We start from the raw sequence: 23547 nt of genomic DNA, 5'->3' as shown, positions 1-23547 counted from the left end.
ACAGCTTTCGAGGAGCTGCCGACATGCGTCACCTTATCGCCCGTGCCCTACGGGCCGCCCTGCGCCTGATCCTGCCGGCTCGGGGCCAGCATCGTGCCGTCCCAGCCGAGCCGGAGCCTGCCGCCCTGGCGGTCACCTCCGACCCCGCCCAGAGCGCGCCGGAGCCCGCTGACGAAGAGTTGGAGTGGGGACCGCTGGTCCGCCCCTACGTCGACCCCGCCGCGTGGCGGGCCGAGCTGGACGAGATGGAGCGCCAGTACGAGCGGCGCGAGGCTCTGCGGGCGGTCGCCGAGGGACAGCCCGATCCGGGCTACACCTACCCGGGTGCGCACTACCTTGACGCGGTGCTGGTCTGATGGCCCGCGCGTTCATCAAGCGACTCCCGGACGGCACCCGCCGGGGCAACACGAAGGGCCTGCGGCAGTGCGAGCGCTACGGGTGGCAGATCCTCGCCGGAGCCTGCTACACGGTCCGCCACGCCCCCCGTACGCCGAACGACTGCCGACCGTGGACCGACGGGCTTACCCGGTTCTGGTCGCGTGACTGCTGGGCCGTCCCGCACCACCGCACCGCGAAGTAGAACCCCCTCGCCCCGTCCGGGACCGCCCCGGGCGGGGCACTCGCGGCCCTGCCGTAGAACCGCTAGTTCCGTGTCTCCGGAGACATCGAGGGCAACGAGTTCTGCGTGGTGCGCAGCGCGGCCGAGCGGGCCGCCACCGCCTGAGCGGCCGCACGTTACGGCTGTCCGACGGCCGCCCGCCAGACCCACGAGGTCCGGCGCGGGCGGCCGTCGAGTTCACCCCGGCCGGTGCACCAGAGCAGGACGTCCACCGGCTCCCCGGCGGGCGCGTCGGGGAAGAGCCGGGCGAGCACCGCCGCCGCGAGCCGCTCCGACGGTCGCCAGTCGAGGCCCAGCCCGAGGGTGATGTCATGGGTGTGCAGCAGGGTCTCGGCGACGCCCATCGCGGCGAAACCGGCCGGGTCGCACGGCCCGTAGTGCCAGGCCCGCAGCCCGGGCGGGGCCGCGTCCAGGGCGGTGGCCAGCAGGTGCGCGGCCGCCGTGACCACCGTGAGCACCTCGGCCGGTCCGGCGTCCGGCCGCACGGTGAGGTCCAGCGGCAGATAGCGGTCGGTCGGCCGGGCGGCGAGCTGTCCGGCGTAGGCGAGCAGGTCGTGGGCGATGTGGGCGGCGGTGTCCCGGCAGCTCCACTCCAGCGGCCCGGCGGGCGCGTCCCAGTCCGGGCCGCCCGCTCCGGCGGCGGGCCCCAGCACGGCCGTCGCCTCGGCGAGGGCGGTCCGGACATCGGCACCGTTCATCTGATGATCGGTCATCGCCCCACCGTCTCACGCACGCCACCGCCCCGGGGTGCTCACCGCCCGCGTCCGCGCCCGTCCGTGCCCCGCCGGGTCAGCCGATCTGGATCGAGCGCTTCGCCAGACCCATCCAGAAGCCGTCGATCACGGTGCGCTGGCGGCCCAGCTCGCCCTCCGCGGCGCCGAGGGTGACGAACAGCGGGGCGAAGTGCTCGGTCCGGGGGTGGGCGAGCCGGCCGGCCGGCGCCTTCTCCTCGAAGTCGAGCAGCGCGTCGAGGTCCTGAGCCTCCAGCGCCCGCCGGCCCCAGTCGTCGAACTCGGCCATCACCGAGGTGATCCGGCCGTCGCTGCTGAGCGCCCGCAGGTTGTGGGTGAAGAAGCCGCTGCCGACGATCAGCACGCCCTCGTCGCGCAGCGGGGCGAGCCGGCGGCCGATCTCCAGCAGCCGCTGCGGGTCGAGGGTCGGCATGGAGACCTGGAGGACGGGGATGTCCGCCTCCGGGAACATCTCCACCAGGGGGACGTAGGCGCCGTGGTCGAGGCCCCGGTCGGGGATGTCCTGGACCGGCGTGCCAGGGGCGCGCAGCAGCTTTCGCACGCGCTCGGCGAGCTCCGGTGCGCCGGGGGCGGCGTACTGGACGCGGTAGTAGTGCTCGGGGAAGCCCCAGAAGTCGTACACCAGCGGCACGGTGGTGACGGCGCCGAGCGCGAGCGGGGCCTCCTCCCAGTGCGCGGACACCATCAGGATCGCCCTGGGCCGGGGCAGGTCGGCGGACCAGGCGGCCAGCTGACCGGGCCAGACCGGGTCGTCGGCGAGCGGCGGCGCTCCGTGCGACAGGTAGAGGGCGGGCATGCGGCCGGGTGCGGCGGTACTCATGGCGGTTCTTCTCCTCCGGCCCTCGGGGTGCTCGGGGTGGTCCTCGGAAGGCGGTCCGGAAAGTAGTTCAAATTTGAACTCTCGACTGGTTCGACCGTACACCTTCGTTCGAATTTGAACAATAGGAGTACGATCACCTCATGCCCTCCACCTCGTCCGCACCTTCGGCGCCCCCCTCCGCCGCCTCCCCGTACGAGCCCCGGTGGCTCGACGAGGAGGAGATGGCTGCCTGGCGGAGCTTCGTCACCGCGAGCAACCTCCTCAACCGCCGCCTGGAACGCCAGCTCAAGGAGGATTCCGGTCTCTCCCACACCCAGTACGAGATCCTCGTCCACCTCTCCGCCGCCCCGGCCGGCTCGCTGCGCATGACCGAACTGGCGGACAAGCTCGTCACCTCCAAGAGCGGCCTGACCTACCAGGTCACCCAGTTGGAGAAGGCGGGGCTGGTCGGCCGGCGCTCCTGCCCGAGCGATGTGCGCGGCGTCTTCGCCGAACTCACCGACCAGGGCCGGGAGCTGTTGCGGGAGGCCGCCCCCGGCCATGTCGCGCTGGTCCGCGAACTGCTGATCGACGTGCTCAGCCGGGAGCAGCTCGCCGTCCTCGCCGACGGCCTCGGCCAGGTCAGCGCCCGCCTCCGTCTCGACGACGCCCTCTGAGCCGGGCGGCGCGCTCCGGACTGTCCGCGAGTCGTCCGCCCTTCGGGCCGCCGGGTCCCGAGGACACCCCCGTCGTCCTCGGTACCCGGCTTCCGCCCGCCCGGGCCCGGTCCGCCCCGCCTCAACCCTCGGCCGGGGCGGCTTCCGCCGCGCGTGAGAGCAGCAGCTCCCGCTCCCGCTCGTTGCGGGTCAGCGCCGCCGCCCGCTCGAACTCCGCCCGCGCCTCCGCGCCCCGCCCCAGCCGGGCCAGCAGGTCCCCCCGGACGCTGGGCAGCAGGTGGTACCCGCGCAGCGCCGGCTCCTCGGCCAACGCGTCCACCACCTCCAGCGCGACCGCCGGACCCTCGGCCATCGACAGCGCCACCGCCCGGTTGAGCTCGACCACCGGGGACGGCGTCAGCGCCATCAGCCGCCCGTAGAGCGCGGCGATGGTCTGCCAGTCGGTGTCCTCGTAGCGCACGGCCCGCGCATGGCAGGCCGCGATCGCCGCCTGGACCGAGTACGGGCCGGTGCCCGCCCGCAGCAGGGCGGCGAGCCCGCGCCGGATCAGCAGCCGGTCCCAGCGGGCCCGGTTCTGGTCGGCGAGCAGCACGGGCCGGCCGTCCGGGCCGGTCCGGGCCGCCGTGCGGGAGGCCTGGAGTTCCAGCAGCGCCGCCAGCCCGTGCGCCTCGGACTCCCCGGGCATCAGCGCGGCCAGCACCCGGGCGAGGCGCAGCGCGTCCTCGCAGAGCGCCGGCCGCAGCAGGTCGTCCCCGGCGGTGGCCGAGTACCCCTCGTTGAAGATCAGATAGATGACCTCCAGGACGGAGGAGAGCCGGTCCGCCCGGTCGGCCCCGTACGGGACCTCGAACGGTATCCCGGCCTGCGCCAGCGTCCGCTTGGCCCGGACGATCCGCTGGGCGACCGTCGGCTCCGAGGAGAGCACGGCCCGGGCGATCTCCGCCGTGGTGAGACCGCCGAGCAGCCGCAGCGTCAACGCGATCCGGGCCTCGGCGGACAGCACCGGGTGGCAGACGGTGAAGATCAGCCGCAGCAGGTCGTCGTCGATGTCGTCCGGCCCGGCCGGCTCCGGCGGCGGGACGTCCTCCAGCGCCCGTCCGACCTCGGCGAGCTTGCGGGCGTACGTCTCCCGGCGGCGGACCAGGTCGACCGCGCGGTGCTTGGCGGTGGCCATGAGCCAGGCGCCCGGACGGTCCGGGACGCCCGACCCGGGCCACTGCTCCAGGGCGGCGACCAGCGCGTCCTGCGCCAGTTCCTCGGCGATGCCGACGTCGCGCACGATGCGGGTGACCCCCGCGATGATCCGGGCGGACTCGATCCTGAACACGGCCTCGACCGTCCTGGCCGTGTCCGTCCCACCGGCTTCCGTCGCACCCGCGTCGCGCTCCGTCACGATCACCCATCAGAGCAGTCGCCACCCCGGGGGGCAAACCGCCCGCCCGGGGTGCCGCCGCCCGCCCGGTCACGCCTCCGGCGGCGTGGCGGCCTCGTCGATCTGCCGCAGCTCGGCGCCGACCGTCCAGCTTCCCGGGTGGACCTCCAGGAACCGCCGGGTCCACTCGACGGCCTCGGCCATGTCCTTGCACTGGATGATCGCGTAGCCGCCCACGACCTCCTTGGTCTCGGTGAACGGCCCGTCGGTGGCGGTCACCCTGCCGCCCTCCCAGAGCAGCCGGGTGCCCTCCTTGGTGGGCAGCAGTCCGGCGGTGTCCAGCATCACCCCGGCGTTGGTGATCTCCGCGAACAGCGCCCCCATCCGCTCCTCGAACGCGGGGTCCATCTCGAAGTTCTGCGACTGCTGCTCGTCGATGCGGATCAGGCTCATGAAGCGCGGCACGGTACTCACTCCTCGTCGGTGCGGGCGGGGCTTCTCCCCGCCGCTCACCCCTGCGTCGAACGGAGGGCGTCCGTTTCGACAGCCGGTCGGGAAATTCTTCCGACGGATTCCCGCCCCGGCCACCGGAGCGTCCGGCGCGCCCGCGCGGCGACGCGCGAACACGGAGCCGCACGGGTGTATCGGACCCGGCCAGGTCTCCGCTACGGTGGCGGCGGATACACCGGTGTATCCGATGCGTCGATGTATCGAGGTGGGGCTGTGGCGGTGACGGACACGACGGAGGCGACCGAGGCGGTACCCGGACCCGGCGGCGTCCGGGTGACCGCGCGCAGGGCGCGGACGAGGGCCCGGCTGCTGGAGGCCGCGTTCGGCGTGTTCGCGGCCAAGGGGTTCGGCCGGGTGTCGATCGAGGAGGTCTGCGAGGCCGCGGGGTACAGCCGGGGCGCGTTCTACTCGAACTTCGACACCCTGGAGGAGCTGTTCTTCGTCCTCTACGAGGAGCGGGCCGAGCTGATCGCCGCCCAGGTCACCGGGGCGCTCGCGGCGAGGGCCGGGGACACCGACGTTTCCTCGCTGGTCGAGCGGGTGACCGGGGTGCTGCTGCTGGAGCGCGACTGGCTGCTGATCAAGACGGACTTCCTGGTCGCCGCCGCCAGGGACCCCCGGACCGCTCGGACGCTGCTGGAGCACCGTCGGCGGCTGCGGGAACTGATCGCCGAACGGCTGGCCGAGGTGGCCGCCGAACGCCCGCTGCCCGCGGTGCTGGGGGGCGCCGAGGGCGCGGCCCACGCGGTGATCGCCGCCTACGACGGTGTCACCACCCAGCTCCTGCTGGACCGCGACGTCGAGCACGCCCGGGCCTGGCTCCGGCAGCTGCTGCTCGCCCTGCTCTCCGCCGACGGACCCCGCTGACCGGTCCTCCCGGTCCGCTGTTCGCCCTGTCCTCCCTTTGCCCCTGTCTCCCCTGTGCCGCTGTCTTCCCTGTGTGCCCGGCCGGACCGGCAGGACCGGTCGGCCGCCCGAAGAACGGAGTGCTGTTGTGGACACCGATGTCGCCGATGTCATCGTGGTCGGAGCCGGACTCGCCGGTCTCGTCGCGGCGCGCGAACTCACCGCGCGGGGCCGACGGGTCGCGCTGCTGGACCAGGAGAGCGCCGCCAACCTCGGCGGCCAGGCCCACTGGTCCTTCGGCGGGCTCTTCCTGGTGGACTCCCCCGAACAGCGGCGGCTCGGCGTGAAGGACTCCGTCGAGCTGGCGTGGAACGACTGGAGCGGCAGCGCCCGCTTCGACCGCCTCGACGACGAGGACTCCTGGGCGGTGCGCTGGGCCCGCGCCTACGTGGACTTCGCCGCCGGCGAGAAGCGCGCCTGGATCACCGAGCGCGGGATCAAGCTGACGCCGCTGGTGGGCTGGGCCGAGCGCGGCGACCTGCGCGCGGACGGCCACGGCAACTCCGTGCCGCGCTTCCACGTCCCCTGGGGCACCGGCACCGGCGTGGTGGGCCCGTTCGTGCAGGACGCCCGGCAGGCCGCCGCCGCCGGCCTGCTGACCTTCCACCACCGCCACCGGGTCGACGAGTTGGTGGTCCGGGACGGTGCGGTGACCGGCGTGCGGGGCACCCTGCTGGCGCCGGACCCCGCGCCGCGCGGCGCCGCCTCCAACCGGGAGCCGGCCGGGGAGTTCGAACTCACCGCCCAGGCCGTGATCGTCACCACCGGCGGCATCGGCGGCGACCACGAACTCGTGCGCCGCCACTGGCCGGAGCGCATGGGCACACCCCCGAAGAACATGATCACGGGTGTCCCGGCCTACGTGGACGGGCGGATGCTCGACATCAGCGCCGCCGCCGGGGTGCGGTTGGTCAACCGCGACCGCATGTGGCACTACACCGAGGGCATCCGGAACTGGGACCCGGTCTGGCCCGGACACGCGATCCGCATCCTCCCGGGCCCGTCGCCGCTGTGGTTCGACGCCCTCGGCCGGCGGCTGCCGGAGCCCTGCCTGCCCGGCTACGACACCCTGGGCACGCTCAGGCACCTGCGCACCACCGAGGACCTCGCGCCGTACGACCACTCGTGGTTCGTCCTCACCCAGCGGATGATCGAGAAGGAGTTCGCGCTGTCGGGCTCGGAGCAGAACCCCGACCTCACCAGCGGCGACCGCAAGGCCGTCCTGCGCGAACGCCTGCTCGGCAGCGGCGCGCCCCGCCCGGTGGAGGCGTTCAAGCGCCACGGCGCGGACTTCGTCGTCGCCGCCACCCTGGAGGAGCTGGTGGTGAGGATGAACGGTCTGACCGAGGAACCGCTGCTCGATCCGGCCGTGCTGCGGGCCCAGATCGAGGCCCGGGACCTCCAGATCGCCAACCCCTTCAGCAAGGACGCCCAGATCCAGGGCATCCGCAACTCCCGCCGCTACCTGGGCGACCGGCTCAGCCGCACCTCCGCCCCGCACCGCGTGCTCGACCCGGCGGCGGGCCCGCTGATCGGCGTCAAGCTGCACGTGCTGACCCGCAAGACCCTCGGCGGCATCCAGACCGACCTGGACTCCCGCGCCCTCGGGCTCGACGGGCGTCCGGTCGCCGGCCTGTACGCGGCGGGGGAGGTGGCCGGGTTCGGCGGCGGGGGCGTGCACGGCTACAACGCCCTGGAGGGCACGTTCCTCGGCGGCTGCCTGTTCTCCGGCCGCGCGGCGGGCCGGGCGGCGGCGGAGGCGGTGGGCTGACGGGCTCGAGGGGTGCGACGGCGGGGGCGGACCAGGTGGTCGGGCCCGCCCCCGCCGTCGCACCCGGGGCGGTCAGAACATCCGGGCCTGGGTGACCTGGTTCAGGTGGATCAGCACGTCGTAGGCCCGGCCGATCGCCAACTGCGGCCGGGGGTCGGTGAGGTAGACCGACCCGGCCTCGTAGGTGGGGCGGGAGACGTCCAGCCAGTCGCGGGCCGCCCGGGGCGCGGTGCGCAGATCGACGTAGTAGTCCCGGTGGCGGACCCGGTCGAGGGTGTGCTCGTTCATCTCCGGCGTGGCCGGCGGGACGGTGACGGCCTTCCAGGCGTCGGTCAGGATCCCGTCGTTGGTGAGGAAGGAACCGCTGCCGAAGGTGAAGCCGACGGCCACGTAGTCCTTGCCGTAGGTGTCCCGCAGGTGGGAGCCCTGCGGCTCGGGGTACAGGAAGGTGTCGGTGGCCAGGTAGCCGGTGTGCCCGTTGTGCGCCGACAGCAGCACCTTGCCGCCGGTGCGGCGCTCCCACCAGGCGGTGTTGTCCGCCATCGCGCGGTCGCGCAGCTGCTCCGCGGCGGAGACGGAGGCCGGGTCGGCGAGGTCCAGGGCGGCGAACTCGAAGGTGTCGGCGATGTTCCGGGCGTGCTGCACGGCCCAGGCGTGGGCGTCCCCGCCGGTCCCGCTCGCGGTGACCAGGTCGAGGGCCTGCCGGGCCTCGGCGGCGTTCTCCCGGCGCTCGGCGACCGGCCGCTTCAGGTACGCCATGGTGTCGTCGAACGGCCGCAGACCGGCGTAGAGCCCGTCGAGCTGCGGCAGCGCGTCCGGCCGGGCCTCGCGCAGGTAGTCGGCGACCCGTTCGAAGATCCGGTCGCCGAGCCTCGGGGCGCCGATGTCGTCGCCCAGGAAGTGGACCGGGTTCTGCGGGTGGCTCCGGTTGTAGGAGCGCATCCAGGCGATCAGGTCGGCGAACTCCTCACGGTCCCACGGGCTGCCGCCCAGCGCCTCCTTGACCACCTGCCGCGCGTCGCCCGGCCCGCCCTGGACGTACTCATCGATCCGCAGACCGCTGGTCCAGCTGGTCTCCAGGGCGAAGGTGGTGAAGCCCTTCTCCTCGACCAGGTAGCGGAACAGCCGCTGCTTCATCGCGAAGAACTCGTGCGAACCGTGGGTGGCCTCGCCGAGGCCGACCACCCGGGCGTCGCCGATCATCGCGCCCAGCGCCCGCAGGTCCGCGGTCCGGCCGCCCGGTTCGGTCGTCCGCAGCGGTCGGGCGACGCTCTCCAGCGCGCGCACCACGGCCGAGCGCTGCGCCTGCGTCGGGTCCGCGGCCGTGGCGCCGGACGTGGCCGCGGACCCGGCGGTCGCGGGGGCCGCCGGCGCGGCGACCGCCGCCACCGGGGCCAGTACCGCCGCGGCGGCCAGTGCCGCCGTCGCCGCCAGCAGTCCGCGCCGCCCGATCCGCTTGTTGCCTGCCATCGTTGTGATCACTCCTCGACCCGACGGAACGCCGATGACCTCGGCGTTCGATGAGTTGATCTTCGCCGTGGCGGGCCCCGCGGCGCGCTGGGGAGGGCTGCCGTCCTTGCTGGGGGAAACCCCCCGGCCGGATTCGGTGGCGGGCCCCCGACCGGCGGCGGCCCCTCCGTCCGTTACCGCGCGCGGTACCGGGCGACGTGCTGCGGCAGTGCGCTACGGGCGGCCGTGCCGCACGTCCGCGTTCTTCTCCGGGCGCAGCTCGGCCGCCAGCGGTTCGGCCTTGGCCCGCTTCACCGCGAGCGCGCGGGCCAGGTCGAACGCCGCCACCGGGTCGTCCTGCTTGCGCCAGGGGTCGGCCCCGCACCAGGGGCCGATCGCCCGGAACTGCTCCAGCGCCACCTCGTACGACTCCACCTCGCCGGCGAAGTGCGCCAGCAGGTGCCGCAGCTGCGGCATCCGCTCGTCGTCCGGACGGACCTGGCGCAGCCGGGCGGCGAGGTTGTCGATCCGCCACTTGGTCCGGTCCGCCGCCAGCGCGCCGGCGATGCTGCGGCGCTCCTCCAGCTCGGCGAGCGCGTGCAGGTAGATCCCGCCCAGCGGGCTCCCGGGCGGCGCCGCGTCCATCGCCTGCTCGGCGAAGGCCATCATCCTGTCGTTCGACCCGAACCACTTGGCGCACCAGTACTGCATGGCCTGCCAGTGGCCGTCGTAGTGGTACCAGGCGCGCTTCACCAGCTCGTCCCAGGCCTCCTGGAACTGCTCCGGGGTGAACTGCGCCCCGCGCGCCGCCGTCACGACCACCACCCACGGGCCCGGGTTCGCCGGGTCCAGCAGCGCGGCCCGGCGGGCGGCCTCGATCGCGGCCGGCAGCAGCTCGACGAAGCTGTTGATCGCGTCGTCGCCGACCTCGTGCCGGTAGCCGGAGCCGCGCACCTCCCAGGCGCGGTGCACCATCAGCTTGGCCTCCAGGGTGGCGGCGTCGCAGTCGCCCGGTTCGGCGGCGCGCCAGGCGGTCAGCCAGCCGTCCCCCTCGGCCGCGACCGCCGCCAGCAGGCCCAGCCGGGACCAGCGCTCGTCCCAGTGGTCCCCGGCCTCGGCGACGTACGCGGCCGCCGGGCGCCAGTCCCCGGCCCAGGCGGCGTCGGCGATCGCCTGCGAGCGCTCGCGCTGCTCCAGCGGGGTCGGCGGGCCGGACCGGGTCGGGTCGAGCCGCTCGCGGGGCGGCAGGCCGTAGGCCGCCGGGTCGAAGCCCTCCCGGGCCCACCTCAGATGGTTGCGCCGCCGGAGGAAGCGGTAGACGAGGTAGGCCACGAAGGCCAGGAGGATGATCAGCAGACGTATCACGAGGGCGAATCATCGCTGGTGGGACGGTGTGCGTGCAAAGCGATAACCGCTCGCCGAATGCGGCGTTCCATGGAAGCATCCGCTGTTATGGGGACGAATTTGTACGGCGCGCACGTGACACTCCGCCCGGCCTCGGCCGAGGACATCCCGGCCCTGGTCGCCATCCGCCGCACCCCCGAGGTCTTCGCCCGCTGGCGCGGTGGTGACGACCTCACCGACGCCGTCACCACCGACCTCGGCGAGCCCGGCACCGAGACCTTCGTGATCGAGGTCGGGGGCCGGGTCGTCGGCGCGGTCCAGTGGTACGCCGAGAACGACGACGAGTACCGCCACGCCGGGATGGACATCTACCTGGACCCGGCCCACCACGGGCGCGGCTACGGCACCGATGCCGTCCGTACCCTGGCCCGCCACCTGGTCGACGACCACCACTACCACCGGCTGATCATCGATCCGGCGGCGGACAACACGGCGGCGATCCGCTGCTACGAGAAGGTCGGCTTCCGCCCGGTGGGGGTGATGCGCCAGTACGAGCGCGGCTCCGACGGCACCTGGCACGACAATCTGCTGATGGACCTGCTGGCCGCCGAACTCGTCTGAGCCGCGGTGGCGCACCCCGACGGGGAACGCCACCGGCGGGGTCAGTGGTCGGGAGGGGTCAGCGGTCGGGCGGGGTCAGTGGTCGGCGCGCAGCGGCTCGCCGGTGCGGTGGAGGTGGGCGAAGATCTCCCGGTAGGAGCGGAGCAGCCCGGTCTCGTAGTACGGGATGCCCTTCTCCGCGCAGAACCGGCGGGTGATCCGGGCGGCCCGGGGGAGTGCCGGGGTCGGCATGCTGGGGAAGAGGTGGTGCTCGATCTGGTAGTTGAGGCCGCCCATCAGGGTGTCCAGCACCGGGTTGCCGCGGACGTTGCGCGAGGTCAGCACCTGGCGGCGGAGGAAGTCCAGCCGCATCTCCGGGGTCACCATCAGCATGCCCTTGTGGTTGGGCGCGAAGACGCAGCCCAGGAGGATGCCCAGCAGCGCCTGGTGGACGGCGAGGAAGGCGATCGCCTTCCCGGCCGGGAGGGCGGCGAGCACGACCCCGAAGTAGGCCGCGAAGTGGAGGACCAGCAGGGCGCCCTCCAGTCGGGGGCGCTTCATGGCGGGGTTGCGCAGCGCGCGGAAGCTGTTCCAGCTGAGGTTGAGGCCCTCCAGGCAGAGCAGCGGGACGAAGAGGAAGGCCAGTCGGCGGCCGATGAACCGGGCGGCCCCGCTCGCCTCCCGGGCCTGCTGCTGGGACCACACCACGATGTCGGGGGAGACGTCCGGGTCCCGGCCCTCGTGGTTGGGGTTGGCGTGGTGGCGGGTGTGCTTGCTCATCCACCAGCCGTAGCTCATGCCCATCAGCAGGTTGGCGACGATCCGCCCGCCGGTCTCGCTCGCCCGTCGTCCGCCGAAGACCTGACGGTGCGCCAGGTCGTGCGCAAGCAGTCCGAGTTGAGTGAAAACCACGGACATGCCGGCCGCCAGGGCGAGTTGCAGCCAGGTGTCGCCCAGGGCGAACAGGGCGTACCAGCCGCCGGCGAACGCCGCGAGGGTGAGGCCGATGCGCACCGTGTAGTAGCCGGGGCGCCGGTCGAGCAGACCCTCCTCGTTGATCCGGCGGGCCAGCTGGGCGAAGTCGCTGCCCTCCCGCTCCTGCCCGGCCGTGACGGCGGCGGTGGCCGTGGTGGCCGGTGCGGGTGCGGGTGGGGCAAGCGTCGTGGGCTCTGGGCTCATGGCAGGAAGTCTGGTGGCCGGGCCGGTGCCGGGGAACCGGACAAGCCCCCTTTCCGGTAGGGGGGTTGACCCCCGGTCCGGGGGTGGGAAAGCCCCCGTCCGGCGGCGGTCGGGGTTGACGGCCGAGGCGGGGTTCCACCACCCTTTCACTAATTGAGTAGTGAAAGGGTGGTTTACTCATGTGGATGCTCCATGCCCTCCGGCGGCCCCGGCCGCTGTCCTGGGGGCTGGCCGCGCTGTTCGCCGCGCTCTACGCCTGCGTCGCCGTCAACCGGCACCGGCGGATGCTCACCCAGTCCTACGACCTGGGCATCTTCGAGCAGGCGGTGCGCGCCTACGCCCACGGGGAGGCGCCGGTGGTCCTGCTCAAGGGCCCCGGCTATCAGCTGCTCGGCGACCACTTCCACCCGCTGCTCGCCCCCCTCGCCCCGCTGTACCGGCTGTTCCCGAGCGCCGTCACGCTGCTGCTGGCGCAGGCGGTGCTGATGGCGCTGGCCGTCGTGCCGCTCGCCCGGTGGGCCTTCGAGGTGGGCGGCCCGAGGTTGGCCGTGCTGGTCGGCGGCCTGACCGGGGCCTCCTGGGGGATCGTCGAGGCGGTGGCCGACGACTTCCACGAGATCGCGTTCGCGGTGCCGCTGCTGGCCTTCGCCGCCACCGCGCTCGGCCGGGGCCGACCGGTCGCCGCGGTGCTGTGGGCGCTGCCGCTGGTCCTGGTCAAGGAGGACCTCGGGCTCACCGTGGCGGTGGTCGGCGCACTGGTCTTCGTCCGGGCCGAGAAGGGCAGCGGGACCAGGGCGCTGGGCTTCGGGGTGGCGCTCTTCGGACTCGCCGCGACCGCGCTCACCGTGCTGGTGGTGCTGCCCTCGTTCAATCCGGACGGGGGCTTCGACTACTGGGGTCAGATGGGGACGCGGGAGGCGGCGGGCGCGCCGTGGGAGCTCGCGGGCCGGCTGGTCTGGCCGCCGCTGAAGTGGCTGCTGCTCGGGCTCGCCGCCGCGACGGCGGGCTTCCTGGGGCTGCGGTCGCCACTGGTCCTGCTCTGCCTGCCCACCCTCGGCTGGCGGCTGGCTGCCGACAACTCGCACTACTGGGGCGTGAGTTACCACTACAGTGCGGTGCTGATGCCGCTGCTGCTGGCGGCCCTGGTGGACGCCGTGCGGCGGACCGGGGCCTTCGCGGGCCCGGGCCGGGTGCTCGCGCGGGGCCGGGAGGCCGGACCGGACCGGGCGGCCGTCCGTCGGGCCCGCCGCGCGCTGGCGGTGGCCGGCCTGGTCGCGCTGGTGACGCTGCCGGTCTATCCGCTGCACGAACTCCTCGCCCCCGGGGCCTGGGGGACCTCGCCCCGGCTGGAGCGGGCCCGGTCGATGCTCGCCCGGATACCCGACGGTGCCACCGTCGCCGCCTCGAACCGCCTCGCCGCGCAACTGGCCGGGCGGACCACGGTCGGCCTGGTGTGCCGCGAGCCGTCGCCGCCTTTGCTGGAGCCGCCCTTGGTCGGGGCTCCGCCGCCCGGGGTGGTGCGGGGCGGCCCGGAGTGGGTGGTCGTCGACCTGGCCGACCCGAGCGTGAAGGCGCCCTGCGCGATCGCCGACACCCTCCGGATGCTCGACCGCTACGAGCGGCTCGGCTACCGCCGGGTCGTGGACGACGGCGACCTGCGGCTGCTCGGCCACCCGTAGGACCTTCCCGAACGTCCCCCCGGGGGGTGGGTCGGACTTGACCGAGGCGCAGCGGTCCGCCACCATTCCACCAATAAACTAGTGAAAGGGTGATGCGGGTGTGATCGAGTACCGCATCGAGCGGCGCAGTGGCGTCTCCACCTACCAGCAGATCGTGCAGCAGACCAAGCAGGCGCTGCGACTCGGTGTGCTGCAGCCCGGGGACAAGCTGCCGACCGCGCGGGAGGTGGTCGAACAGACCGCGATCAACCCGAACACCGTGCTGAAGGCCTATCGCGAACTCGAACGCGAGGGGCTGGTCGAGCCGCGGCCCGGCCTCGGCACCTTCGTCCGGCGTTCGCTCGCCCGGCCCGAGGCGGCCGCCGACGGACCGCTGCGCGCGGGGCTGGTGGGGTGGGTCGACGAGGCCCGCGCGGCCGGACTCGAACGCGAGGACATCTCCGCGCTGATGGCCTCCGTGCTGGAGCAGCGCTTCGAGACCGGCGTCACCGGCGTCACCGGGAGCGCCGGTTCGGCCGGGGGCACCGGGCCGGCGGATCCGGCCGCGTAGACGCGTAGACGCGCAGAACAGAGAGGGTGGGGGCCGCATGACAGACGCGACAGCGGCGACGCACGCGATATCCGGGCCGTCGGACGGCGCGTCGACGGACGGCACACCGTCCGACGGGACGCCGGCCGTCGAGGCTGTGGGGCTCGGCAAGCGCTACCGGGGCGACCGGTGGGCGCTGCGGGGCTGCGAGTTCACCGTCCCGGCCGGCCGGATCTGCGGCGTGGTCGGTGCCAACGGGGCCGGAAAGAGCACCCTGCTCGCCCTGGCCGCCCGCCTGATCGAGCCCACCGAGGGCGAGTTGCGGGTGTTCGGCGAGGCGTCGAGCACCCCGGAGGCGCGGGCCAGGGTCGCCTGCGTCACCCAGGAGAAGCCGCTCTACCCCTCCTTCACGGTGGCGGGCACTCTGCGGATGGGGCGCGAACTCAACCCGGGCTGGGACGAGGAAGCCGCCCAGCGGGTCGTCGACATGGGGGAGTTGAGGCTCGACGCCCGCGTCGGCTCGCTCTCCGGGGGACAGCGCACCCGGGTCGCGCTCGCGCTCGCCCTCGGCAAGCGCGCCGACCTGCTGCTGCTCGACGAGCCGATGGCCGACCTCGACCCGCTCGCCCGCCACGAGCTGATGGGCGTCCTGATGGCCGAGGCCGCCGAACGCGGCACCACGATCCTGCTCTCCTCGCACATCCTGGCCGAACTCGACGGCATCATGGACCACTTGCTGTTGGTGCAGGCGGGCCGGATCCGGCTGTCCGGCGACCCGGAGGAGATCCTCGACAGCCACCAGTTGCTCACCGGCATCGCCGAAGGGGCGGAGCTCCCCGCCGGGACCGCCGTGGAACGGCGGGTCCGGGGCCGCCAGGTCACCGCGCTGCTGCACACCGGCGAACCGGTCGACGGGCCGTGGGAGTCGGTCCGGCCGAGTCTGGAGGAACTGCTGCTGGCCTACCTCCGCACCCCGCTGCCCCCGCCCGCCACCGCCCCCGATCGCGAGGCCGCCGCATGAGCACCAGCACCCTGTCCGGCCCGGCGACCCCGCCGCACCCGGCCGCCCCGTCCCCGAACGGCGGCGCCGCCCCGGTCCGCCGCAGGCGCGGGCCGAGCGGCGCGCTGTGGCTGGTGCTGCACCAGAACCGGCCCGCGATCCGGTCGGTGGCGATCCTGCTGGTCCTGGCCTCGGCCGTCCTGATCGCCATGCACGTCCTCGTCCACGACCGGATCGTGGCCATGCAGGAGACCTCCTGCTACACCCCGGCGTCCTGGCAAGGGATCGAGTGCGCGGTGCGGTCCGGCCGGGTCGAGCTGCTGAGCCGGATGTTCACCGACATCGTCCAGCCCGCCGTCACCGCGGTCCCGGTGCTGATCGGCATGTTCCTCGGCGGGCCGCTGCTGGCGCAGGAGTACGAACGCGGCACCGTCCGGCTGGTCCTGACGCAGTCCGTCTCCCCGCGCCGCTGGCTGCTGACCCGGCTCGCCGTCCCCGGCGCGACCGTCCTGGTGGCGACCGCCGTGCTGTCCGCGCTGACCAGCTGGGTGTGGTGGTCGGACATCTACCGGGGCCCGGTGGCCTTCGACCCCCCGTTCCAGGGCTTCACCTACCCGGTGCTGGGTCTCGCCCCGGTCGCCTGGTCGCTGTTCGGCCTGGCCCTGGGCGTGCTGGTGGGGCAGCTGCTGCGGCGCACCGTCGCCGCCGTGCTGGTCAGCGGGGTGGTGGTGGCACTCGCCCAGGCCGTGATGGTCGCCTGGCGGCCGTTCTTCTGGCCGCTGGTCGAGGAGGAGCAGCCGTACAACAACATGATGGGCGGCTTCGTCAAGCCCGCCGGCGCCTGGCTGGTGGAGAACGGCGTGGTGCGCGCGGACGGCACCCGGCTGATGCGCGACCAGTGCTTCGAAGCGGCCAGTGCCTGCGACCAGGCTCCGACCTCCTGGGGCCAGTACCACCCGGCCTCGCACCTGGTGCCGATCCAGCTGGTCGAGGCCGGTCTGCTGCTGGCGCTCACCGCCGTGGTGGTGACCGTCGTCCTGCGCCGGCTCACCCGCGCCGGGGTCTGAACGGTCCTGGGTGGTCCGAACGGTCCGGGGTTCCGAACGGTCCGGGGTTCCGAACGGTCCGGGGTTCTGAACGGGTCCGGGGTGGTCCGAACGGGTCCGGCGCCGTCCGATTACGGTCTTCTGCCCGCGCGCCCGGCCCAGCAGACTGGGACGGCTCCACGGCCGATTGCGGTCTCCCCCGTCCCAGAAGGAGAACTGCGCAGCATGACCGGAACGACAGCAAGGACCGGAACGACCGGAACGACCGGTGGGGTCGGGACGACCGCGCGCATCGCCGTCATCGGCGGCGGCCCCGCCGGCCTCACCCTGGCCCGGATCCTCCAGGTCCACGGCCTCGCCGCCACCGTGTACGAGCGCGAGCCCGACCGGGACGTCCGCGGCCAGGGCGGGACCCTCGACCTGCACGGCGACACCGGTCGGCGTGCCCTCCAGGAGGCGCGGCTGACCGAGGAGTTCTGGGCGAGGGCCAGGCCCGAGGGTGCGGAGTTCCGCATCGTCGACAAGCACGGTGCCGCCCCCCGCGGCTTCGGCGCCGGGCCCGCTCCGGAGGACGCCGGTGCGCCGGGCCGTCCTGGTGCCGGGGACGGGTCCGGTCCGCCCGGCGGGGCCGACCCGGGGGAGAGCCCCGAGATCGACCGGGGCGACCTGCGCGGACTGCTGCTGGACTCGCTCGCCTCCGACGCCGTCCGCTGGGGCCACCGCCTCGACCGCGCCGAGCCGCTCGGTGACGGCCGGCACCGGCTGCACTTCGACAACGGCGCCGTCGAGCTCTGCGACCTGCTGGTCGGTGCCGAGGGCGCGCACTCCCGGGTCCGCCCGCTGCTCACCCCGGTGGAGCCGCACTACACCGGTGCCAGCCTGGTCGAGCTGGGCATCCCCGACGCCGACCGGACCGCCCCCGGGGCCGCCGCCGCGGTGGGCCACGGCAGCCTGTTCGCGTTCCACGACAACAAGGGCCTGGTCCTCCAGCGCAACAGTGACGGCCGGATCCGCGTCTACGCCTTCTTCCGCAGCCCCGAGGACTGGCTGCGGGTGGCCGGCCTCTCCGCGGACGACCCGGTGGGCACCCGCGCCGCCGTCGTCCGGCACTTCGCCGACTGGGCGCCGGAGTTCCGGGACGCCCTGGCCGCCTGCGACGACATCCTGCGCACCCAGCCGCTGGAGATGCTGCCGGTCGGCCTGCGCTGGTCGCGCCGCCCGGGCGTCACCCTGGTCGGGGACGCGGCGCACCTGATGTCCCCGTTCGCCGGGCAGGGCGTCAACCTCGCGATGTGGGACGCCGCCGAACTCGCGCTCGCGGTGGCCCCCGTACTGGCTCCGCCGGCCCGCTGGGAGACCTCGACCGCGGCGGCCCTCGACGCCGCCGTCGAGGGCTACGAGAAGGCGATGTTCGAACGGGGCGCGTTCTGGGCCGGCATCTCCGCGTTCAACCACGACCGGGTGCTGGCCCCGGACGGCCACGAGAACCTGCACCTCATGGCCGGTCCGCCCGGTCCGCCGGACGGTGCCTGACGCGGCTGCCCGGGGCCCGGTCCGGGTACCGGCTCAGGCGCCGGTGCAGCCGCAGGACCGCCGGACCACCATCCGGGCCGGGAACATCCGGGCCCCGGTGGTGGGCGTCGGCTCCCCGTCGGCGCGCGCGCCGAGCACCAGGTCGACGGCGGCGCGCGCCATCTCCTCCTGCGCGGTGGCCACGCTGGTCAGCGGCGGGCCGGCGATCACGGCCTCCGCGATGTCGTCGAACCCGGCCACCGCGACGTCCTCCGGCACCCGCAGGCCGAGGTCGTCGGCGGCCCGCAGCAGGCCGATCGCCTGGTCGTCGGTGGCGCAGAACACGGCCGTCGGCCGGTCGGCGCGGGCCAGCAGCGCGAGCGCCTCCCGGTGCGCGCGGACACGGTCGAAGGGCGCGCCGACCAGCCGGCCCTCGGTGGTGAGCCCGGCCGCCGCGAGCGCGGCGGCCCAGCCGGCGGTGCGGACGGTGACCGGGTCGCTCGGGCTGAGCGAGAAGGTGCCGCCGAAGCAGTGCACCGTGGCGTGGCCGTGCCCGAGCAGATGGCCGACGACCTCCCGCGCCCCGCCCTCGTCGTCCGCGACGACCGCGAGCCCGTGCTCGGTCTCGGCGCGGTGGTGCAGCAGCACGACCGGCGTCCCGTCCGGGGCGTCCGCCCGGGCGACGCCGGGGGCGGACGGGTCCTGGGTGACCAGGATCAGACCGTCCACCTGCATGCCCAGGAAGGCGCGGATGTAGTGGGCCTCGCGCTCGTCGGCGTAGTCGGAGTTGCCGATCAGCACCAGCTTGCCGCGTTCGGCGGCGGCCCGCTCCACGGTGTGGGCGAGTTCGGCGAAGAAGGGCTGGCGGGCGTCCGGCACGACCATGCCGATCAGGTCGCTCCGCCGCCGCGCCATGGCCTGCGCGACACGGTTCGGCCGGTACCCCAGCTCCTCGACGGCGGCGAGCACCCGGGCCCGGGTCGCGGCCGCCACCGGCCGGGGCCCGTCGTTGATCACATAACTCACGACCGCCGTCGACGTCCCCGCCGTCCTCGCCACGTCGTCCCGCGTCACCCTTGCCATGTCGGCGAGCCTACACACCGGCACCGACGGGCCCGGCCGTCGTTCCACCGGCCGGACGCCGCGTCGGACGGCGCGTGGGGTGCCGAGTCGGACGCCGCGTGGAGCACCGCACGGGGTGCCGCGTCGGGCGCCGTCAGTACATCTGGTCGGCGGTGACGTCCGCGGAGCGGCGCAGCGCCTGCTCGGCCGGTTCGCCGCGCAGGGCGAGCAGGGTGAGCGTCAGCGCGTCCACCACCGTCAGGTGGGCGATCCGGCTGGCGGTGGTCTCCAGCCCGAAGACGAGGTCCTGGCCGCCGGCGACCAGGGTGTGGGTGGCGGCCTCGGCGAGCGGGGAGCGGGCGTAACTGGTGACCGCCACCACCGCCGCGCCGTTGCCGCGGGCGTGGCGGGCGGCGTCGACCACGGTGCGGGTCGCCCCGGTGTGGCTGACCGCCAGGCAGGCGGAGGCGGAGGTCAGCTGGGCGGCGGCCAGCTGTGCGGTGCTCGGGTCGGCGGGGGCGTCGGTGCGCAGGCCCAGGGCACGCAGCCGGTAGGCCGCGTCCAGGACCACCGCGCCGGAGAGCCCCTCGCCGAGGAGGAGGACGTGGTCGGCGGCGTTCAGTGCCCCGGCCGCCGCCCGCAGCCCGTCGACGGCGAGCGTCGTGGTGATCCCGTCGAGCGCCTCCCGGGCGGCGCGGACGGTGTCGGCGAGGGCGCGGGCGGCCGGGTCCCGGACGTCGGACGTGTCCGGCACCAGGGCCGGCGCCTGGCGGACGGCCGCGATCTTCAGCTCCTGGTAGCCCCGGAAGCCGAGCCGCTGGCAGGCGCGGACCACCGAGGACGGCGCCGTCCCGGCGAGCTCGGCGACATCGCTCACGCTCAGGCCGACCAGATCGGCGCCCCGGGCGAGGACCACCTGGGCGACCCGCTCCTCGCTGCCGCGCAGCTCGCCCAGCCGGGCGCGGATGTGGGCGGCCAGCTGGGACTCCAGCGGAGAAAAATCGGAATGCTCTTCCATGGATCCAGTGTAACGTGGAACGGGATTCCGCGGGTCGGTGCTCCACCGGCCTGCCGATCCGCCGATCCGCCGATCCGCCGATCCGCCGATCCGCCGATCCGTCGATCCGTCGTTCCGTCAGTCCGTCGTTCCGTTGTTCCGCCCTTGGAGGGGAGCCCGCCGTGGCAGCCGCCGCCGTTCCCGTGGCCGTTCTGACCGCCGCCGTCCTGCACGCGGTCTGGAACGGGCTGGCGCACCGGATCGAGGACAAGCTGGTCGGGTTCACCCTGATCAACCTCGCGTACACCGCGTGCGCGGTGGTCCTGGTACTGCTCAACCCGTTCCCGGCGGCCGCCGCCTGGCCGTACCTGCTGGCCTCCGTGGCGATGCAGGTGACGTCCCAGCTGCTGCTCCTGCGGGCCTACCAGCTGGGGGACTTCGGGCAGATGTACCCGATCGCTCGCGGTTCGGCGCCGCTGCTGGTGGCGGTGCTGTCGGTGGCCCTCCTCGGCGAGTCGCCCGGGCTCGGGGAGCTGCTCGGGGTGGCCGTCATCTCCTGCGGGCTGGTCGGGCTGGCCTTCGCCAAGGGGATCCCGGGCCGGGCCCAGCTGCCGGCGCTCGCGGCGGCGCTCGGCACCGGGGTGATGATCGCCGCCTACACCGTGTCCGACGGCGGCGGCGTCCGGCACGCGGGGACGGTCGGCGGCTACGTCGCCTGGCTGTTCCTGCTCCAGGGGCCGGTGCTGGCACTGATCGCCAGGGTGCGGCGCGGGCCGGGCCTGCTGGCCGGGGCCGGTCCGGCGGTGCCGTTCGGGCTGCTCGGCGGAGTGCTGTCGCTGACCGCCTACGGGCTGGTGGTGTGGGCGCAGTCCCGGGGGGACCTCGCCACCGTCGCGGCGCTGCGCGAGACGAGCATCGTGATCGCCGCGCTGATCGCCGCCGTGGTCTTCCGGGAGCGCCTCGGGCGGCTGCGGATGGCGGCGAGCGCGGCCGTGCTGGCCGGGATAGCCGTCCTGGAACTGGCCCGCCCCTGAGGCCGGTTCCAGGACGGCGGGGGCCGCTCCGCGCGATTCAGGGGACGACGACCGTCAGCGAGCTGTGCGTCGTCGTGAAACCCAGCTCCTCGTACAGCCGACGGGCCCGGTTGCCCTCGGTCACGGCCAGTCCGATCCGGGCGGCACCACTCGCGGCGACCTCGGCGACCACCCGGCGCAGCAGGTCGCGGCCGAGACCGGGGTAGCCGTGTGCCGGGTGGCGGAACACATGGGCGATCCAGGGCAGGCCGTCCCAGTCGGTGACGACGGCACCGGCCACCACCAGGTCGCTGCCGTCCACGACCAGGCTGCTGGCCGACAGCGGGGGTCCTATCACCTGCCCGGAGAGCAGCTCGGCGATCCGCTGCACCGAGGACCGGTCGTCCCGGCCCTCGTCCGGGCGGTGGTCGGGGTGGCCGGGGCCGAAGGCCGCCCGGGAGGCCGGGACGAGGGCCTCGGCCCCCCGGTCGCAGGGGACGGCCCGGAACCCGTCCCGGAGCGGGGTGTCCGCCCAGTCCGCCCAGCCCCCGGGCGGGGGAGCGTCGATGAGCTCCCGGTGCATCGTGTGGCCGTGGCGCAGCACCGAGGCCCCCTGGCGCACCAGCTCCTCCCCGAGCCGGACCGGGCCGGAGACCACCCAGCCCGCCAGTTCCTTCCGCACGAAGGCGGCCAGGGCGGCCGGATCGGCGTCCGGGTCGACCACCTCCAGCCGGTCCGCCCAGGGGCGGCCCTCCCGTTCGCCCCGCTCGAACCGCACCACGGCGACCCCGTCGGCCCCGTACCCGTACTGCCAGTCGCTCCCCGCCTGCGTCACGCCGTCCGTCCGATCCTCGCCCGTCGGCACACCCCCTCGGGCACACCCTGTCGTCCGCCATGCTCGGTGAACGATCCGCCCGGGATCAACCGACTGTCGGTCAACCGGCCTGCTCGGGCGGAGAATCGGCCGGGACGCGCCGGATTGTCGGTGGTGGCGCTCAGCGTTCCGGGCATGAGCGTCCCCGAGGTCGTCCCGATCCTGCACGAGCCCGGCTACCGCACCGACACCATCGGCCGCTGCCGGGGCGGCCAGTTCTTCGCCTCCGTCTGCTACGCCAGCCCCGAGGAGTCGTCCGACTCCGACGACGGAGCCTGGTACGCGGTGCTGCACCGGTTCGACCCGGCCGGGCGACACCTCGGCTCACGGATCGAGGCGGCGCCCGAGGAGTTCGACACCGGCACCGGTAGGACCGCCGAGGAACTGCTGCGGGAGTGGCTGGACGCCCTGCCGGAGCGGGAGTTCGGGGACATCGCGGTCGCGCCCTTCCAGGTGCTGGTCGACGGCTGCCGCTTCGGCCTGGTGACCGAGCGGCACGACGAGGAAGCGACGGAGGACGACTGGGTCGAGCTCTACCCCGACCGCCTCGGCTTCCACGCCCCCTGGGACGGCGAGTACGACACCTGAGCCCGGCCCCCGGCCCGCTCCCCGGCCGCTCAGTCCGCGATCACCGCCGCGCGGACGCAGAGCACGTCCGGCAGGTGGGAGAGCACCGGCGACCAGTGCGCGCCCTCGTCGTTGCTGGCGTAGACCTCGCCGGTCCGGGTGCCGAAGTAGATGCCGGCCGCCGTGAGGTCGTCGGTGCGCAGCGCGTCGCGCAGCACGACGCCGTAGTGGTCCTCGCCGGGCAGGCCCTCGGCGAGCGCCTGCCAGCTGTCGCCGGCGTCGTTGGTGCGGAAGACCCGGCAGCGGCGGCCCGGCGGGATCCGGTCGTCGGCGCCGCCGAGCGGGAACACGTACGCGGTGTCGGCGCGGTGCGGGTGGGCGGCGATCGCGAAGCCGAAGTCGGCGGGCAGGCCGTCGGCGATCGAGCGCCAGCTCGCGCCGCCGTCGTCGCTGCGGTAGACGCCGCCGTGGTTCTGGAGGTAGAGCCGGTCCGGGTTCACGGCGTCCCGGGCGATCTTGTGCACGCACTGGCCGAACTCGGGGTACTGGTTCTCCTCCGGCAGGAACTCGGCCCGCAGACCGGTGTTGGAGGGCTCCCAGCTGCCGCCGCCGTCCTTGCTGCGGTAGACGCCGCCGCTGGAGACGGCGACCAGCAGCCGTTCCGGGTCGCGCGGGTCGCACAGGACGGTGTGCAGACCCTGGCCCCCGAAGCCGGCGCCCCACTCGGTGCGCTGCGGGTGGTCCCACAGCGACTCGACCAGGGTGAAGGTCTCGCCGCCGTCCGCGGAGCGGAACAGCGCGGCGGGTTCGGTGCCCGCGTAGACCACGTCCGGGGCCTCGGGCCCGGCCGGCTGGAGCTGCCAGACCCGGGTCAGCGAGGCGCCCGTGTGCTCCGGGAAGCGGATGGCCGGGGTGGACGGTTCGAACCAGCTCGCGCCGAGGTCGTCCGAGCGCCACACCGACGGGCCCCAGTGGCTGCTGTCGGCGCCCACCAGCAGCCTGGTCCGACCGCCGCGGCGGTCGACGGCGACGGAGTAGACCGCGTTCATCCGGAAGTGCGGCCCGCTGAACTCCCAGTCCAGCCGGTCACGACTGCGGCCGAGAAAGAGGCCCTTCTCGGTCCCGACGGCCAACAGCACCTCGGTCATTGCCACACACCACCCGGTCGGCGAAACGGCCCCCTCGGACACCCCTCCCGGGCCAGTGTCCCGCCGTCGGGGGTCCGCCACATCTCGCCGCGCCGGTGCGGACCGCCGCCGGGTACCGCCTCCGCCCGACGACGCACCCGAC

24 protein-coding genes are annotated in these 23547 nt (G+C 74.3%); 13 read left to right on the top strand and 11 right to left on the bottom strand.

Going from position 1 to position 23547, the window contains the following annotated elements; genetic code table 11:
- Positions 1-23 precede the first annotated feature (23 nt).
- On the top strand, positions 24-356 hold the full coding sequence (locus ACW14Y_RS11565; protein WP_110672007.1) for a hypothetical protein: 333 nt from the start codon (positions 24-26) through the stop codon (positions 354-356).
- Positions 356-580, top strand: coding sequence for a hypothetical protein (locus ACW14Y_RS11560; RefSeq protein ID WP_456986672.1), 225 nt, complete (start codon positions 356-358; stop codon positions 578-580). Before ACW14Y_RS11565 ends, ACW14Y_RS11560 begins: the two co-directional genes overlap by 1 nt.
- A gap of 155 nt (positions 581-735) precedes the next feature.
- On the opposite strand, the gene ACW14Y_RS11555 is transcribed toward ACW14Y_RS11560, so the two are convergent.
- A complete protein-coding gene (locus ACW14Y_RS11555) occupies positions 736-1332 on the bottom strand; it encodes a maleylpyruvate isomerase N-terminal domain-containing protein (RefSeq protein ID WP_456986671.1) in 597 nt (198 codons plus the stop codon).
- A gap of 76 nt (positions 1333-1408) precedes the next feature.
- The gene (locus ACW14Y_RS11550; RefSeq protein ID WP_380303481.1) at positions 1409-2191 is read right to left on the bottom strand and encodes a dioxygenase family protein; all 783 of its coding nucleotides are present in this window, start codon (positions 2189-2191) and stop codon (positions 1409-1411) included.
- Positions 2192-2331: 140 nt separating this feature from the next.
- Between ACW14Y_RS11550 and ACW14Y_RS11545 the strand changes: the two genes are divergently transcribed.
- On the top strand, positions 2332-2847 hold the full coding sequence (locus ACW14Y_RS11545) for a MarR family winged helix-turn-helix transcriptional regulator (protein WP_360017684.1): 516 nt from the start codon (positions 2332-2334) through the stop codon (positions 2845-2847).
- A 121-nt stretch (positions 2848-2968) separates the two neighbouring features.
- On the opposite strand, the gene ACW14Y_RS11540 is transcribed toward ACW14Y_RS11545, so the two are convergent.
- Both ACW14Y_RS11540 and ACW14Y_RS11535 read right to left on the bottom strand, forming a co-directional pair.
- Positions 2969-4240 carry an RNA polymerase sigma factor gene (locus tag ACW14Y_RS11540; RefSeq protein ID WP_456986670.1) on the bottom strand — a complete coding sequence of 424 codons (1272 nt, stop codon included), beginning with the start codon at positions 4238-4240 and terminating at the stop codon, positions 2969-2971.
- Positions 4241-4309: 69 nt separating this feature from the next.
- Entirely contained in the window at positions 4310-4684 is a 375-nt protein-coding gene (locus tag ACW14Y_RS11535) for a YciI family protein (protein ID WP_380303485.1), read from the bottom strand.
- Positions 4685-4948: 264 nt separating this feature from the next.
- On the opposite strand from ACW14Y_RS11535, the gene ACW14Y_RS11530 reads away from it, so the two are divergent.
- A complete protein-coding gene (locus ACW14Y_RS11530; RefSeq protein ID WP_380303487.1) occupies positions 4949-5596 on the top strand; it encodes a TetR/AcrR family transcriptional regulator in 648 nt (215 codons plus the stop codon).
- Positions 5597-5723: 127 nt separating this feature from the next.
- A complete protein-coding gene (locus ACW14Y_RS11525) occupies positions 5724-7406 on the top strand; it encodes an FAD-binding dehydrogenase (protein WP_380386209.1) in 1683 nt (560 codons plus the stop codon).
- A 72-nt stretch (positions 7407-7478) separates the two neighbouring features.
- Here the strand turns inward: ACW14Y_RS11525 and ACW14Y_RS11520 are convergent, their stop codons facing one another.
- Complete coding sequence (locus ACW14Y_RS11520) at positions 7479-8876, bottom strand: erythromycin esterase family protein (RefSeq protein WP_456986669.1); 1398 nt, start codon at positions 8874-8876, stop codon at positions 7479-7481.
- 213 nt (positions 8877-9089) lie between these two features.
- Positions 9090-10220 (bottom strand): hypothetical protein, encoded by a 1131-nt coding sequence (locus ACW14Y_RS11515; protein ID WP_456986668.1) that lies wholly within the window; start codon positions 10218-10220, stop codon positions 9090-9092.
- An 87-nt stretch (positions 10221-10307) separates the two neighbouring features.
- Between ACW14Y_RS11515 and ACW14Y_RS11510 the strand changes: the two genes are divergently transcribed.
- Positions 10308-10820 (top strand): GNAT family N-acetyltransferase, encoded by a 513-nt coding sequence (locus ACW14Y_RS11510; RefSeq protein WP_456986667.1) that lies wholly within the window; start codon positions 10308-10310, stop codon positions 10818-10820.
- A 75-nt stretch (positions 10821-10895) separates the two neighbouring features.
- On the opposite strand, the gene ACW14Y_RS11505 is transcribed toward ACW14Y_RS11510, so the two are convergent.
- Entirely contained in the window at positions 10896-11978 is a 1083-nt protein-coding gene (locus ACW14Y_RS11505) for a fatty acid desaturase family protein (RefSeq protein WP_456986666.1), read from the bottom strand.
- A gap of 185 nt (positions 11979-12163) precedes the next feature.
- Between ACW14Y_RS11505 and ACW14Y_RS11500 the strand changes: the two genes are divergently transcribed.
- The 5 genes from ACW14Y_RS11500 to ACW14Y_RS11480 all read left to right on the top strand — a co-directional run bounded on the left by ACW14Y_RS11500 (position 12164) and on the right by ACW14Y_RS11480 (position 17765).
- A complete protein-coding gene (locus ACW14Y_RS11500) occupies positions 12164-13657 on the top strand; it encodes a DUF2079 domain-containing protein (RefSeq protein ID WP_456986665.1) in 1494 nt (497 codons plus the stop codon).
- A 100-nt stretch (positions 13658-13757) separates the two neighbouring features.
- On the top strand, positions 13758-14207 hold the full coding sequence (locus tag ACW14Y_RS11495) for a GntR family transcriptional regulator (RefSeq protein ID WP_456986664.1): 450 nt from the start codon (positions 13758-13760) through the stop codon (positions 14205-14207).
- A gap of 37 nt (positions 14208-14244) precedes the next feature.
- On the top strand, positions 14245-15207 hold the full coding sequence (locus ACW14Y_RS11490) for an ABC transporter ATP-binding protein (protein ID WP_456986663.1): 963 nt from the start codon (positions 14245-14247) through the stop codon (positions 15205-15207).
- A complete protein-coding gene (locus tag ACW14Y_RS11485) occupies positions 15204-16253 on the top strand; it encodes an ABC transporter permease (protein ID WP_456986662.1) in 1050 nt (349 codons plus the stop codon). The genes ACW14Y_RS11490 and ACW14Y_RS11485 overlap by 4 nt, the downstream gene beginning before the upstream one ends.
- Before the next feature lie 204 nt (positions 16254-16457).
- Complete coding sequence (locus tag ACW14Y_RS11480; protein ID WP_456986661.1) at positions 16458-17765, top strand: FAD-dependent oxidoreductase; 1308 nt, start codon at positions 16458-16460, stop codon at positions 17763-17765.
- Positions 17766-17798: 33 nt separating this feature from the next.
- On the opposite strand, the gene ACW14Y_RS11475 is transcribed toward ACW14Y_RS11480, so the two are convergent.
- The gene (locus ACW14Y_RS11475; RefSeq protein WP_380303509.1) at positions 17799-18827 is read right to left on the bottom strand and encodes a LacI family DNA-binding transcriptional regulator; all 1029 of its coding nucleotides are present in this window, start codon (positions 18825-18827) and stop codon (positions 17799-17801) included.
- A 133-nt stretch (positions 18828-18960) separates the two neighbouring features.
- Entirely contained in the window at positions 18961-19824 is an 864-nt protein-coding gene (locus ACW14Y_RS11470; protein WP_456986660.1) for a MurR/RpiR family transcriptional regulator, read from the bottom strand.
- 161 nt (positions 19825-19985) lie between these two features.
- Between ACW14Y_RS11470 and ACW14Y_RS11465 the strand changes: the two genes are divergently transcribed.
- Complete coding sequence (locus ACW14Y_RS11465; protein ID WP_380386242.1) at positions 19986-20837, top strand: EamA family transporter; 852 nt, start codon at positions 19986-19988, stop codon at positions 20835-20837.
- A 37-nt stretch (positions 20838-20874) separates the two neighbouring features.
- On the opposite strand, the gene ACW14Y_RS11460 is transcribed toward ACW14Y_RS11465, so the two are convergent.
- Complete coding sequence (locus ACW14Y_RS11460; protein WP_380386245.1) at positions 20875-21651, bottom strand: GNAT family N-acetyltransferase; 777 nt, start codon at positions 21649-21651, stop codon at positions 20875-20877.
- 174 nt (positions 21652-21825) lie between these two features.
- On the opposite strand from ACW14Y_RS11460, the gene ACW14Y_RS11455 reads away from it, so the two are divergent.
- Positions 21826-22278: a hypothetical protein gene (locus tag ACW14Y_RS11455; RefSeq protein WP_456986659.1), complete on the top strand. Its 453-nt coding sequence runs from the start codon at positions 21826-21828 to the stop codon at positions 22276-22278.
- A gap of 29 nt (positions 22279-22307) precedes the next feature.
- Here ACW14Y_RS11455 and ACW14Y_RS11450 read toward each other — a convergent pair whose 3' ends face one another.
- Positions 22308-23405, bottom strand: a complete 1098-nt coding sequence (locus ACW14Y_RS11450) for a WD40/YVTN/BNR-like repeat-containing protein (RefSeq protein WP_456986658.1) — start codon at positions 23403-23405, stop codon at positions 22308-22310.
- Positions 23406-23547: the final 142 nt, after the last annotated feature.

The organism is Kitasatospora sp. cg17-2 (assembly GCF_054031055.1).
This window is presented reverse-complemented; position numbering and strand designations above follow the sequence as displayed.